The sequence below is a fragment of the Achromobacter sp. genome (genome assembly GCF_049647645.1).
In the GTDB taxonomy this organism is placed as follows: Bacteria; Pseudomonadota; Gammaproteobacteria; order Burkholderiales; family Burkholderiaceae_B; genus Achromobacter.
Window position 1 is genome coordinate 33,896 of sequence record NZ_JBARYB010000306.1, and the last position, 13,798, is coordinate 47,693.

Here is a 13,798-nt window from a genome sequence, read left to right on the forward strand (position 1 = left end):
TTTTGTCCTTTCCCTTGCGGGCCTGGTTCCTTACTTGGCCGCCACCGTCTCGGGTGGTACGGGGTTTTCCCAGCCGCCGCCAATGGCGCGGATCAGGCCTACCGCGGAGCGGGCTTGTTCGCCGTTCAGTTGTACCGAGACGCGTTGCTGCAGCAGCACGCTGCGGTCGGCTTCGATCACGTCCAGGAAGCTGATGGAGCCTTCGCGGTATTGCGTGTGCGAGAGTTTCGCGGCGCGGGCGGCGGCGTCGACGGCGGCGTCTTGCGCCTTGGTCTGGTCGGCCAGGATGCGCAGGTTGGCCAGGTTGTCTTCCACTTCGCGGAACGCGTTCAGCACGGTTTGGCGGTAGACGGCGACGTCCTCCTCGTAGACGGCGCGGGCGCGGTCCAGGCCGGCCTGGCGGCGGCCGCCGTCGAAGATGGGCATGGACAGCGCGGCGCCGACCAGCGGACCCAGCAGGAAGGTGCGGCTGGACCACTGGAACAGGTTGCCCAGGTCCGAGGACTCGTAGCCGAAGGCGCCGGTGATGTCCAGGCGCGGGAAGAAGGCGGACTTGGCTGCGCCCACGCGGGCGTTGGCGGCGGCCATGGCGCGTTCGGCGGCGGCGATGTCGGGGCGGCGTTCCAGCAGGGCGGATGGCAGGCCGGCCGGGATCGATAGCGCGACCTTCTGGATCGGCTGCGCGGGCATGGCGAAGTCCGCGGGGGCGCGGCCCAGCAGCACGGCCAGGGCGTGTTCGGAGGTGGCGCGGCGGCGGTCGATGCCCAGGGCTTCGGACTGCGCGCTGGCGAGTTCGGCCTTGGCGCGGGCCAGGTCGAGTTCGCTGATGTCGCCGGCGTCGTAGCGGCGCTGGATCAGTTGCAGGGTGTCGGTGCGCAGCTTGACCGTCTGGCGGTAGAGCTGCGATTCGGCGTCCTGTTCGCGCACCAGGAAGTAGGTGGTGGCGACGTCGGCCTGCAGGGCCAGCAGCACGGAGCGGTACAGCGCTTCGCTTTGCTGGGCGTCGGCGCTGGCGGCGTCGTAGGTGGAAGCGACGCGGCCGAACAGGTCGGCTTCGTAGGACACGGCGCCCTGAGCGCGCCAGGTGGTGACGGGGCTGGTCGAGGTGCCGTCGGGCAAGCCTTGCGACACCGCCGAGGGGCGCTGGCGGTTGGGGCCGAAGGCGGCGTCCAGGTTGGGGAAGAAGCCGGCGCGGGCTTCGCGTTGCAGCGCGCGCGATTGGGTCAGGCGGGCGGAGGCGGCCTGCAGGTTTTGGTTGGCCTGCTGCGCTTCTTCCTGCAGTTGGTTGAGGCCTTCGTCGCCGAACACTTTCCACCAGGCGCCGCGCAGCGCGTCTTCCGACGGTTCGGCGGTCTTCCAGGTGCCGGCTTCGGCGGCGGGCAGGGCGGCTTCCTTGAAGGCCGCGGGCACCGCGGCCGAGGGCCGTTCGTAGGTGGGGCCCACCGCGCAGCCGGCCAGCACGAGCAGGACGGCAAGCAGGGCGGAACCGCGGGTCAGTCTTTTGATCATGATGACTATTCTCTTGTGGGCGCCTCCCGCCGCGGAGGGCGGGAGGCGCTGGCTATGCTTGTTCTGGTCTGCCGGCTCAGGCCTGGTGCTGCGTGGAGGGCGGCGCGTTCGGGTCCAGGTGCGGGACGCACACGGGAGCCTCGTGCGGCGCGGCCGAGTGCAGCGTCTTGCCGCCCAGCGTGCGCAGCAGCACGTAGAACACGGGGGTCAGGAACAGGCCGAACAGGGTCACGCCCAACATGCCGAAGAACACGGCGATACCCATGGCCTGGCGCATTTCAGAGCCCGCGCCCGAGGACAGCACCAGCGGCACCACGCCCATGATGAACGCGATGGACGTCATCAGGATGGGGCGCAGGCGCAGGCGGCTGGCTTCGATGGCGGCTTCCAGCGGGCTGCGGCCGTTCATTTCCAGTTCGCGGGCGAATTCCACGATCAGGATCGCGTTCTTCGCCGACAGCCCCACCAGCACCATCAAGCCGATCTGCGTGAAGATGTTGTTGTCGTTGCCAGTCAGGTAGACGCCCGTCAGCGCGGCCAGGATGCTCATCGGCACGATCAGGATCACGGCCAGCGGCAGGGTCAGGCTTTCGTACAGGGCGGCCAGCACCAGGAATACCAGCAGCACGCTGATCGGGAACACCCACAGGCCGGCGTTGCCCGCCAGGATCTGCTGGTAGGTAAGGTCGGTCCATTCCATCTTCATGCCGCGCGGCAGGGTTTCGGCGGCCACGCGTTCGGCCGCGGCCTGGGCCTGGTCGGACGAGTAGCCCGGCGCCGGACCGCCGTTGATATCGGCAGCGGTGTAGCCGTTGTAGCGCACCACCATTTCCGGACCGAAGGTCTGGTTGACGGTGACCAGCGAGGACAGCGGCACCATTTCGCCGGCGGCGTTGCGGGTCTTCAGCTGCAGGATGTCGTCGGCATGCGCGCGGAACTGCGCGTCCGCCTGCGCCCGCACCTGGAAGACGCGGCCGAAGCGGTTGAAGTCGTTGACGTACATCGAGCCCAGGTAGATCTGCATGGTGTCGAACACTTCCGTCACCGGCACGCCCAACTGCTTGGCCTTGACGCGATCCAGGTCCACGTCCAGCTGCGGCACGTTGATCTCGTAGCTGGAGAAGGCGGGGCCCAGCTCCGGCGTCTGGCGCGCTTTCTCCAGGAAGGCTTGCTTGGCCTTGTCCAGCTCGGCATAGCCGGCGGCGCCGCGGTCCTCGATCTGGAACTTGAAGCCGCCCAGCGTGCCCAGGCCCATCACGGGCGGGGGCGGGAACACGGCGATGAACGAATCCTGGATGGCCGCGAACTTCTGGTTGAGCGAGCCCGAGATTGCGTTGCCCGACAGCGCCGCGTCCTTGCGCTCCTTGAAAGGCTTGAGCGTGACGAACACGATGCCGGCGCTGGAGCTGTTGGTGAAGCCGTTGATCGACAGGCCGGGGAAGGCGATGGTGCTCTGCACGCCCGGTTCCTTCAGGGCGATGTCGCTCATGCGGCGGATCACCGCTTCGGTGCGGTCCAGCGAGGCGCCGTTGGGCAACTGCGTGAAGGCGATCAGGTACTGCTTGTCCTGCGCCGGCACGAAGCCGCCGGGCACCAGGTAGGAGACGCCGATGGTGGCGGCCACCAGCACGGCGTACACGCCCATGGCGCCGGCCTTGCGGCGGATCACGCTGGACACGCCGGTGCCGTAGGACTCGGACGCGCGGCCGAACATATTGTTGAACCAGTTGAAGAAGCGGCCGAAGACGCGGTTCATGCCACGGGTCAGCCAGTCAGGCTTGTCGTGGTGGCCCTTGAGCAGGATGGCCGACAGCGCGGGCGACAGGGTCAGCGAGTTGAAGGCCGAGATCACCGTCGAAATGGCGATAGTCATGGCGAACTGCTTGTAGAACTGGCCGGTCAGGCCCGTCATGAAGGCCAGCGGCACGAACACCGCGCACAGGGTCAGCGCGATGGCGATGATGGGACCGCTGACTTCGCGCATGGCGCGGTAGGTCGCGTCGCGCGGACTCAAGCCGGCCGCGATATTGCGCTCCACGTTTTCGACCACCACGATGGCATCGTCCACCACGATGCCGATGGCCAGCACCATGCCGAACAGCGACAGCGCGTTGATGGAGTAGCCGAACACCAGCAGCAGGGCGAAGGTGCCGACGATGGATACCGGCACTGCCAGCAGCGGGATGATGGACGCGCGCCAGGTCTGCAGGAACAGGATCACCACCAGCACCACGAGCGCGATCGCTTCCAGCAGCGTGGTCACCACGGCTTCGATACTGGAGCGCACGAATTGCGTGGGGTCGTATTCAATGCGGTATTCCACGCCCGGGGGGAAGTCCTGCTCCAGCTCGGCCATGGCGGCGCGCACCTTGCTGGACACGTCCAGCGCGTTGGCGCCCGGCGACTGCATGATGCCCATGCCCACCGCCTGCTTGTTGTCCAGCAGCGAACGCAAGCCGTATTCCTGGGCGTCCAGTTCCACGCGGGCCACGTCCGACAGGTAGGTCACGGCGCCGTCGGGCGAGGTCTTCAGGATGATGTCGCGGAATTCCTCTTCGCTTTGCAGACGGCCGCGGGCGTTCACGTTGAGTTGCAGCGGCACGTCGCCCAGGGTCGGCGACGCGCCGATGACGCCGGCGGCGACCTGCACGTTCTGTTCGCGGATGGCGGCGACCACTTCGCTGGCGGTCATGCCGCGCTGGGCGACCTTCTGCGGGTCCAGCCAGACGCGCATGGAGTAGTTGCCAGAGCCCCACACCGTCACTTCGCCCACGCCCGTGATGCGGGCCAGGCGGTCCTTGACGTTCAGGATGGCGTAGTTGCGCAGATAGGTGATGTCGTAGCGGTCATTGGGCGAGAGCAGGTGCACCACCAGCGTCAGCGTGGGCGAGCTCTTGGCGGTGGTCACGCCCAGGCGCTGCACGTCCGGCGGCAGGCGCGGCAGCGCCTGCGACACGCGGTTCTGCACCAGCTGCTGGGCCTTGTCCGGGTCCACGCCCAGCTTGAAGTTCACCGTCAGGGTCAGGTTGCCGTCGCTATTGGCCTGCGACTGCATGTACAGCATGTCCTCGACGCCGTTGATGGATTCCTCCAGCGGCGAGGCCACGGTTTCGGCGATGACCTTGGGGTTGGCGCCCGGATACTGCGCCCGCACGACCACGGACGGCGGCACCACTTCCGGATATTCGGAGATAGGCAGCTGGAACATGGCCAGCAGGCCGGCCAGCAGCACCAGGACCGACAGCACGCCGGCGAAGATCGGCCGGTCGATGAAGAATTTCGAGATATTCATGAACGTTCTCGTTAGACGCGCCGGCTCAGTTCAGCGTGGCCGAGGCGGTCTTGACCGGGCTGCGTTGGGCCGCAACCATGGGGACGACGGTGGGGGTTACGGCATCGCCGGGACGGATGCGCTGCAGGCCGTTGACGACGATGCGTTCGCCGGCGGCAAGGCCCGAATCGACCACGCGCAGGCCTTCCTGGTTGGCGCCCAGCTTGATCTGGCGGTAGACGGCGTGGTTCTTGTCGTCCAGCACCAGCACATAGCGCTTGTCCTGATCGGTGCCGATGGCTTTTTCGTCGATCAGCACGGCCTGGCGCGGCTCGCTGCCGCCCAGGCGGACGCGGGCATACAGGCCGGGCAGCAGCATGCCGTCGGCGTTGTCGAATTCGGCCCGCACGCGGATGGTGCCGGAGGTGGTGTCCAAGCGGTTGTCCACCGATTGCACGACGCCGGTGCGCGAATAGCCTTCCTCGTTGGCCAGGCCGAGCTCCACCGGCACGGCGCCGCTGCGGCCGCCGCGCGCGGGGTTCACGTAGCGCAGGAAGGTCTGTTCGTCCACGTCGAACGAGGCGTACATCTTGGAGACCGATACCAGCCGGGTCAGCGGCACCGACGCGGCGCCGGCGGCCACCACGTTACCCACGGTGACTTCGGCGCGCGACACGCGGCCGGCCACGGGGGCTTCGATGCGGGTGTAGCCGAGGTTCAGGCGGGCATAGTCCAGCGCGGCCTGCGCGCCCTGCAGGTTGGCGGCGGCTTCGCGCGCGGCGTTCTGCTTTTCCTCGAAATCGCGGCGGGCGATGGCGTTGTCGGTCAGCAGACGCTGGCCGCGGGCCAGTTCGCTGGCGGTGTACGAGGCCCGGGCCTTGGCGGCGGTCAGGGCGGCGGCGGCGCGGTCGACCTCGGCCGCATAGGGGCGCGGGTCGATGGTGAAGAGCACGTCGCCCTTCTTGACGATGCTGCCATCCTGGAAGTGCACGGCGGTGAGGGTGCCGGACACCAGGGGCCGGATGTCGACGCGGTCGATGGCTTCCAGGCGGCCGGAATAGCGCTGCCAGTCCACGATGGTCTTTTGCAGGACTTCGGCCACTTCGACCGGCGTGGCGGCGGGGGCGGTCTGCGCCTGTGCGGCGTTGGCGCCGGCCGGAGCGCGGAACAGGGCGTAACCGCCGCCAGCGGCGATGACGGCTGCAAATACGGCGAGCACAGCAATACGATTGCGCGAAACCATGGTGTTTCCTTGAGAGATGATGGGGCGAAAGCGCGCTTGCCTGGGTGAGCCTGGGGGCGGGAGGCGGCTGTGGCGGTCTGGGCAGGCCTGTCCTCAGGACCCGGTGAAAATGCTGCGATGCAGCATGCAATACGGCTGCGCATCCCAGGCAAAGGCGCCTGGTCGGGGCGGGTCTTTGCGGTTACCGGAATCTGAGGGTAGGCATGCCCTTTGACGGCGCCTGGCGGCAAGGGCACTTCAAGATGGTTTGCATTCTGAGCGGTTTAGGGGGGCGGATAAACCCGTATGTTTCGGCAACACTAGTCGTAAGGTTCGACTAATCGATGCCGAAATCGGGTTATGCTCCGTCCACACCGACTATTTCCCCAAAGGACACCGTCGCCATGGACCGTTTTCAGGCTATGCAGGTGTTTGTGCGCGTCGTGGACGCCAACAGCTTCACGCGGGCGGCCGACAGCCTCTCGCTGCCGCGCACCACCGTCACCACCATCATCCAGAACCTCGAACGCCTTTTGGGCGTGCGTCTGCTCAACCGCACCACGCGCCGTATCGGCCTGACACCCGACGGCGCCGGCTATTACCAGCATTGCGTGCGCATCCTGGCCGACGTCGAGGAAACCGAGGCCTGCTTCCAGGAAGCGGCCCTGCGCCTGAAGGGCAGGCTGCGCATCGACGTGCCGACCTGCATCGGGCGGCTGATCCTAATTCCCTCATTGTGTGATTTCCACGACAAGTATCCCGACGTGGAACTGGTGCTGGGCCTGGGCGACCGCCCGGTCGACATGGTGCAGGAGGCTGTGGATTGCGTGATCCGCGCCGGCGACCTGGAGGATTCCAGCCTGGTCGCGCGCCGTATCGGCACCCTGCAGACCGTGACCTGCGCCTCGCCCAGCTATGTGGCGCGCCACGGTCTGCCGCAGAGCATCGACGAGCTGCGCGACCATCATGCCGTGCACTATTTCTCCAGCCGTACCGGCCGCAATTGCGCCTGGGACTTCAGGGTGGACGGCAAGCACCAGGAGGTGGAAATGAAGGGCGTGGTGTCGGTGAACGAAGCCGGCGCCTACCTGGATTGCGGGCTGAAGGGCTTTGGCCTGATCCAGACCGCCCGCTACATGGCGCTGCCCCATCTGCAATCGGGCGAACTCATCGAAGTGCTGCCGCAATGGAAGCCCAGCCCCACGGCGATCTCGGTGCTGTACCCGCAAAGCCGCCAGCTGTCGCCCAAGGTACGCGCCTTCGCCGACTGGACCGCCGAATTGTTCGCCAGCTGCCCGCTCTTGAGCGGCCGCGACGAGACCGATCCGGCCGCCGCGAGCTGCGGCGTCTACGCGCGCCAGGTCAGCCAGGCGAACACCCTGGCGTCCACCGCGCCCAGGCCGACGCTGGAAGAATACCTGCCGCCGCGCCGCCGCAGCGCGCGCGAAGAGGCTGCCGAGTACGCCCTGTAAGCATCTGGCACGGAGGGCGGATGCGCCCTCCGCCCAAGGGGACACGGGAAACCCCGTAGTAAATACAGGCCTTGCGTCCCTCGATTTGCATGAAACGTCTGTATAGTCCGACAGTCAAAGCCTACAACGCCCTTACTGTCGATCCGCTCCATGCAGCCTGTACTACCCGCTTACCTGATCGCCCGTTGGCTTTTGTTGCTCGTGCTGTTGGCGGGGGTGTACTTCCTTAGCGGCTTCCTGGTCCCCGCGCTCGCCGCACTCATCATCGGCCTGGCCAGCTGGCCCCTGTACCAACGCCTGGTCGCCCGCTGCGGCGGTCGCACCGCGCTGGCCGCCTCGCTGGCGCTGCTGGTGGTGATCGTGGTGCTGATCGTGCCGATGTCGCTGGCGCTGTCCTACGCCATCAAGGAAGCCAGCACCTTCTTCGCCTGGGCCATCGCGGCCAACCGCCATGGCGTGGACGTGCCCAACTGGATCACCTCCATGCCCGTGGTGGGCGAGCGCCTGGGCCAGTACTGGGAGGCCTATATCGGCCAGCCCCACGCGCTGGGGGCCCTGGTCGAGGCTGTCAGCGGCGAACACCTGGGCAATATCTACCGCATGGTCCTGGCGGCCACGGGCAATGTGTTCCAGCTGCTGCTGACCGTGCTGTTCATGCTGATCACGCTGTTCTTCGTCTACAAGGACGGCATCCGCATGGTGGCCCAGCTGGACGTGCTGGGCGAACGCATCCTGCCCGCGCGCTGGCAGCGCTTTTCTCGCGTGGTGCCGGCCACCATCAACTCCACCGTCACCGGCATGGGCCTGATCGCCCTGGGCGAAGGCCTGGTGCTGGGCATTGCCTACTGGGTGGCGGGCGTGCCGTCGCCGGTGCTGCTGGGCGTGGTCACGGGCTTCATGGCGCTGATTCCCGGCGGCGCGCCGCTGTCGTTCACCTTGGTGTCGCTGTATCTGGTGGGCTCGGGCCACGTGGTGGCGGGCATCGCCCTGATGGTCTGGGGCAGCGTGGAACTCTTCATCGTCGACAAGACCCTGCGTCCGCGGCTGGTGGGCGGGCCGGTCAAGTTGCCCTTCCTACCGACCTTTTTCGGCCTGGTGGGCGGCGTGAAGACCATGGGCATCGTCGGGCTGTTCGTCGGTCCGGTGCTGATGGCCCTGCTGGTGGCGGTATGGCGCGAATGGGTGCACCATGAAGTGCAGGAACGCGATGCCGCCCGCATCAATCCTCCCGCCCAACCTCCTGCAACCTGAATGCCATGTTGTTGCCTGATGATCAGATAGCCGTCCTGCGCGAGCAGGGCTTCGTGGTGGCGCGCCAGTTCGCCAGCCCGGAACAGGTAGCGGCGCTGCGCGCCGTGGCCGAACGCCATTTGCGCGAGCACGTCGCGCCCATCGAGTACGAAGCCGACCTGCGCTATCCCGGCGCGCCCGAGTCGCGCGCCGCCGAAGGCGGACAGACCGTACGTCGCCTGCTGAGCGCCTACGCTCGCGATCCCTTGTTCGCGCAGTGGGCCACCGATGCCCGCATCGGCCAGTGGCTGGGACGCTACTTCGGCGAAACGCCGGTGCTGTCCACGGTGCACCACAACTGCGTGATGACCAAGCGCCCGGCCTATGGCAGCCTGACGGGCTGGCACCAGGACATCCGCTACTGGTCGTTTTCCGAGACGGACCTGGTGTCCACCTGGCTGGCGCTGGGCCCGGAAACCCGTGCCAACGGCGGCCTGTCGTTCATCCCGGGTTCGCACGTCGCCGCCTTCGCGCCTGAACAGTTCGACCCGCAGAAGTTCTTCCGCGACGACGCACCCCAGAACGCCGAGTGGATCGCGCGCGCGGTCTGCCCGGAATTGCAGGCGGGCGACGTGGTGTTCTTCCATTGCCGCACCCTGCATGCGGCCCAGGGCAATAGCAGCGATCGCGTCAAGCTGTCGCTGGTGCATACCTACCATCCGCAGTCCTGTCATCCGCTGCCGGGCACGCGCTCGGCCAGCCAGCCGGGCGTGCCGCTGGCTTGGGCGGTCTGAGTTCAGCGGGGCTGCTGGCCTGATCCAGCGTCGCGCGCGCGGCGCCCTAGCCACCACAGCAGGGCCGCCGCGATCAGTATCGCCGCGACGTTGAACTGCAGGGCGCTGGCGAAGGCCCGCGCATGGCTTTCGGCCTCGCCGGCATCGGCATACGCGTCCAGCGTGCCGAAAAACAGCATCCCCGCTGCCGACACGCCTAGCGCCGCGCCCACCTGCTGCAAGGTCGATACCACGCCCGCCGCCATGCCGGCTTGGTGGTCCTCCACCAGTCCTAGCGCCAGGTTCACCAGCGGCGTATTGACGGCGCCTTGTGCGGCGCCCAGCCACACCAGCACCGGCAACAGTGACCACGGCGCGAGACTGGCGCCGGCTGCGCCGACCTGCAGCATCAAGGTCGCCGTGGCGCCGCCGTACAGCAGCGCGGCCAGCGCGATGGCGCGCGTGCCAAAGCGCGCCACCAGCCGCGGCGCCGCCATCGATCCGGCCACGAAGCCCACGCTGGCGGGCGCGAAGATCAGGCCTGCCGTGAGCGCGTCCAGGCCGAAGCCTGTCTGCACCAGCAAGGCGTAGCAGAGGAACATCGCGCTGGCGGTGGAGTACACCAGCATCACCAAGAGGCAGCCTGCCGCGAAGCGCGGTTGTGTCAACAAAGCCATGTCGACCAAGGGCGCGGCGCCGCGTACCGCGATGCGCCGCTGCATGCGCACGAACAGCGCCAGCGCGGCTGCCGCCGCTACGCCGCAAGCCACCGTCCACGCGGGCCAGTGCCGCGTAGGGCCTTCGATCAGCGCCAGCAGCAGCAAGGCCAGTCCCGCGCCCACCAGCGCCGCGCCAGGCCAGTCCATACGCGCGCCCGAAGGCTCACGCGATTCGGGAATGTGACGGGCCAGCCGCCACGCCAGCAGGCCCAGCGGCACATTGAGCAGGAAGATGCTGCGCCACGCCAGGCCGAACAGATCGGCATGCACGATCCAGCCCCCCAGCACCTGTCCCGCGATCGCCGCCAATCCCAGCGTCATCCCCAGCAAGCCGAAGGCGCGCTGCCGTTCTTGGCCCTGATAGCTGACGCGGATCAGCGCATAGACCTGCGGAAACAGCATGGCCGCGGCCATGCCTTGCAGGATGCGCGCGGCGATCAGCGTGTCGGCCGTGGGGGCGACGCCGCACAGCGCCGAGGCCAGCGCGAACCCCGCCATGCCCAGCATGAACAGGCGCCGCCGGCCGTGGCGGTCGCCCAGGCGGCTGCCCGCGATCAGCAGCACGCCATAGGCCAATTCGTAGGCGGCGATGATGAAGCTGATCTGCGCGAAGCTGGCGGACAGGGTGGACTGCATGCTGGGGATGGCGACGTTCACCACGAACAGATCGAAGATCGTGATGAAGCCGCCCGACAGCAGCACGGCCAGGCCCAGGCGGCCCAGGACGGGAGGCGGCGCGGCCCGCAGGCCGGGGCAGGGAAGCGTGGAGGACGTCATGAAAAGCGCCATCGGAGTGAGGATGGCGCTATTCTGGAGAGGCTTTTAGCCTTATACAATTTAGCTGTTTATGCTATTACTGGGTGCAATAGACTCATGACCGCTGCCGTAGCCCCGAAGCGCCTGGAGCGCACCCGCGCCGATCTGTCCGAATTCCTGCGGCTGCGCCGCGAACGGCTCAGCCCCGTCGAAGTCGGATTGCCTGCTGGAGGCCGCAGGCGCACGCCGGGATTGCGCCGCGAGGAAGTGGCCGCGCTGGCCGGCGTGGGGCTGGCCTGGTACACCTGGTTCGAACAAGGCCGCAACATCAGCGTGTCGGCCGGTTTTCTCGACAACCTGGCGCGGGTGCTGAAGCTGGACGACGCGGAACGCCGGCACCTGTACCTGCTGGCGCACCAGCGTCCGCCGTCGGAACCGGGGCGCACCTGGTGCACGGTGCCCGCGCAGGTGCGCCGGCTGATGGACGATCTGCCTGCGCGCCCGGCCTACATCCTTAATCTGCGCTGGGACGTGGTGGTGTGGAACGCGGCCGCGGACCGGGTGTTCAATTTTTCGGCGCAGGCGGAGGGTCGCAGGAACCTGTTGTGGATGCTGTTCGCCGATCCGGCGATGCGTGGACTGTTCGTGGACTGGCCGGCGCAGGCGCCCGCCATGTTGTCCACTTTCCGGCGCGACTTCGCCAGCGCGGGCCAGGCGCCCGACGTGGCGGAACTGGTGGACGAACTAGAGTGTGTGTCGCCCGATTTCAAGACCTGGTGGCGGGCGCACGATGTGCATGGATCCTGCATGGGCCTGCGCAGCCTGCGGCTGGAGTCCTTGGGTGAGCTGGCGTTCGAGCATTCCACCTTGTCGGTGGACGAGAGCCGGCACTTGCGGCTGGTGGTCTACGCGCCCGCGCCCGATGAGGCCAAGGCGGCGGCTTTCGAACGCTGGCTCATGAGCGGCGCGACGACCCTGTCCAAGCCCGCGCGTGGCACCAGGGATTAAGCGCGCCGTGGGTCTACGGCGCCATGGCGCACGACTCCTATAGTCGGGTCTTCTTCGTACCGCCACGTCCTCGCGGACGTCTCCGCCGCTCATGTCCACCGCCATGCTCTCCCGCCGCCACGCTCTGCTGCTTTTGGGCGTGGTGGTGCTGGCCTGGGGCTTCACCTGGATCGTCAACAAGCAGCTGCTGCAATACATGACGCCGATCTGGGCGGCGGCCGCGCGCACGCTTGTGGGCGCAGTTGCGCTGCTGTTGCTGGGCCTGGCGCTGCGCCGCGTGGCCTGGCCGGTCAAGGCCGACCTTCCCGTGATCCTCAGCGTGGGACTGCTGCACATGGGCGCCTTCGCCGCGCTGGTCAGCCTGGGCATGCTGTACGTGCCGGCGGGCCGCTCGGCCGTGCTGGCCTACACCACGCCGCTGTGGGTGATCCCGGGAGCCTGGCTGTTCCTGGGCGAGTCCGTGGGCCGGGCCAGGCGGTTGGGGCTGGCCCTGGGCCTGCTGGGCCTGGCCGTCATCTTCAATCCGCTGGACTTCGACTGGGGGAGCCGCGACGCGCTGATGGGCAACGGGCTGATCCTGCTGGCGGCGCTGTGCTGGGCGGCCAACATCGTCTACGTGCGCGCGCACCGCTGGGTGACGCCACCATTCGAGTTGGCGTTCTGGCAGGCCCTGCTGGCCTGCGCCGTGCTGTCGGCGGTGGCCTACGCGACCGAAGGCGCGCCGCAAGTAACCTGGAGTGCGGATCTGGCATGGCTGCTGGGCTACGCCGGCGTGTTCGGCATCGCGGTGGCGTACTGGGCTGCCGTGAACGTCAATCGTGCATTGCCTGCGGGGGTGACTTCCATCGGGCTTTTGGGGGTGCCCGTGTTCGGCTTGCTGTGCTCGGCCGTGTTCCTGCATGAGCCGGTCAGTGCCTCGCTGCTGGCGGGCATGGCGCTCATCGTGGGTGGGATCGCGGCAGGAGTGATCGAACGTCGCGCTTGACGGCCGGGCTATCGCAGATATATCGTAAGATATATGTCGTAAGATATAGAGCTTGCGATAGACACCGGAGGTAAACCATGCGTGATGCCCAATTCCTTACCGCATTCGTGCGCCGTGCCCGCCAGAAGCCGGAGGGCCGCCACGATCATTCCCATCATCCCCATGCGCACCATCGCCACCACGGCGAAGGCCATGGCCACCATCAGCGCCACGCCGGCGCGGGCGGCGACTGGTTCTCCGGTCCGGCCGACGAGCGCGGCGAGGGCGGCGGCTTCGGCGGCGGTTTTGGCGACGACGGCCGCGGCTGGACCCGCAGCCGCAAAGTCAGCGCCGACGACCTGCAGCTGATGCTGCTGGGCATGTTGGAAAAGAATCCCAGCCACGGCTACGAGCTGATCAAGGCGCTGGGCGCGCTCAGCAACGGCTTCTACACGCCCAGTCCCGGCATGGTCTATCCCGCGCTGACCTACCTGGAAGAGCTGGGCTACGCCACCGTCGAGCAAGAGGGCGCGAAGAAGCGCTACCACCTGTCAGAGCCGGGCCGCGCGTATCTGGACGGCAACCGCGAGCGCCTGGCGCTGATGTTCAACAAGCTCAAGCACGTGGCGCGCAAGATGGACTGGATGCGCCAGGCCTGGAGCGGCCAGCCGCGCACGGTCGGTCCGGAAGGCGAAGACGCCGCCACGGGTTGGCTGCCGGAATTCGTGGCGGCGCGCCAGGCGCTCAAGCGCGCGCTGCTGGACCGCACCGACGCATCGCCCCAAGAACAACGGCGCATCGCGGCCATCCTGGCCCGCGCCACCGCGGAAATCACGGACCCGAGCTGTTCCTGATTCCGATTCTTTTCCTGGAG

The 13,798-nt window shown here is 67.6% G+C and carries 10 protein-coding genes; 6 read left to right on the forward strand and 4 right to left on the reverse strand.

The window, feature by feature from the left end; genetic code table 11:
- Positions 1–30: 30 nt before the first annotated feature.
- From WBB14_RS34590 to WBB14_RS34600, 3 genes are all read right to left on the reverse strand, one after another.
- A complete protein-coding gene (locus WBB14_RS34590; RefSeq protein ID WP_424243750.1) occupies positions 31–1,509 on the reverse strand; it encodes an efflux transporter outer membrane subunit in 1,479 nt (492 codons plus the stop codon).
- A gap of 76 nt (positions 1,510–1,585) precedes the next feature.
- Positions 1,586–4,801: an efflux RND transporter permease subunit gene (locus tag WBB14_RS34595; protein ID WP_424243751.1), complete on the reverse strand. Its 3,216-nt coding sequence runs from the start codon at positions 4,799–4,801 to the stop codon at positions 1,586–1,588.
- A 25-nt stretch (positions 4,802–4,826) separates the two neighbouring features.
- A complete protein-coding gene (locus WBB14_RS34600; RefSeq protein WP_424243752.1) occupies positions 4,827–6,023 on the reverse strand; it encodes an efflux RND transporter periplasmic adaptor subunit in 1,197 nt (398 codons plus the stop codon).
- Between the two features lie 383 nt (positions 6,024–6,406).
- Between WBB14_RS34600 and WBB14_RS34605 the strand changes: the two genes are divergently transcribed.
- From WBB14_RS34605 to WBB14_RS34615, 3 genes are all read left to right on the forward strand, one after another.
- Positions 6,407–7,474 carry a LysR family transcriptional regulator gene (locus tag WBB14_RS34605; protein ID WP_424243753.1) on the forward strand — a complete coding sequence of 356 codons (1,068 nt, stop codon included), beginning with the start codon at positions 6,407–6,409 and terminating at the stop codon, positions 7,472–7,474.
- Between the two features lie 150 nt (positions 7,475–7,624).
- A complete protein-coding gene (locus WBB14_RS34610; protein ID WP_207468079.1) occupies positions 7,625–8,725 on the forward strand; it encodes an AI-2E family transporter in 1,101 nt (366 codons plus the stop codon).
- A gap of 5 nt (positions 8,726–8,730) precedes the next feature.
- The gene (locus WBB14_RS34615) at positions 8,731–9,498 is read left to right on the forward strand and encodes a phytanoyl-CoA dioxygenase family protein (RefSeq protein WP_424243754.1); all 768 of its coding nucleotides are present in this window, start codon (positions 8,731–8,733) and stop codon (positions 9,496–9,498) included.
- A gap of 2 nt (positions 9,499–9,500) precedes the next feature.
- On the opposite strand, the gene WBB14_RS34620 is transcribed toward WBB14_RS34615, so the two are convergent.
- Positions 9,501–10,973: an MFS transporter gene (locus tag WBB14_RS34620; RefSeq protein WP_424243755.1), complete on the reverse strand. Its 1,473-nt coding sequence runs from the start codon at positions 10,971–10,973 to the stop codon at positions 9,501–9,503.
- Positions 10,974–11,069: 96 nt separating this feature from the next.
- On the opposite strand from WBB14_RS34620, the gene WBB14_RS34625 reads away from it, so the two are divergent.
- From WBB14_RS34625 to WBB14_RS34635, 3 genes are all read left to right on the forward strand, one after another.
- Positions 11,070–11,960 carry a helix-turn-helix transcriptional regulator gene (locus WBB14_RS34625; RefSeq protein WP_424243756.1) on the forward strand — a complete coding sequence of 297 codons (891 nt, stop codon included), beginning with the start codon at positions 11,070–11,072 and terminating at the stop codon, positions 11,958–11,960.
- Positions 11,961–12,051: 91 nt separating this feature from the next.
- Positions 12,052–12,945 (forward strand): DMT family transporter, encoded by an 894-nt coding sequence (locus tag WBB14_RS34630; RefSeq protein ID WP_424243757.1) that lies wholly within the window; start codon positions 12,052–12,054, stop codon positions 12,943–12,945.
- Between the two features lie 77 nt (positions 12,946–13,022).
- Positions 13,023–13,778 (forward strand): PadR family transcriptional regulator, encoded by a 756-nt coding sequence (locus WBB14_RS34635; RefSeq protein WP_424243758.1) that lies wholly within the window; start codon positions 13,023–13,025, stop codon positions 13,776–13,778.
- Positions 13,779–13,798 lie beyond the last annotated feature (20 nt).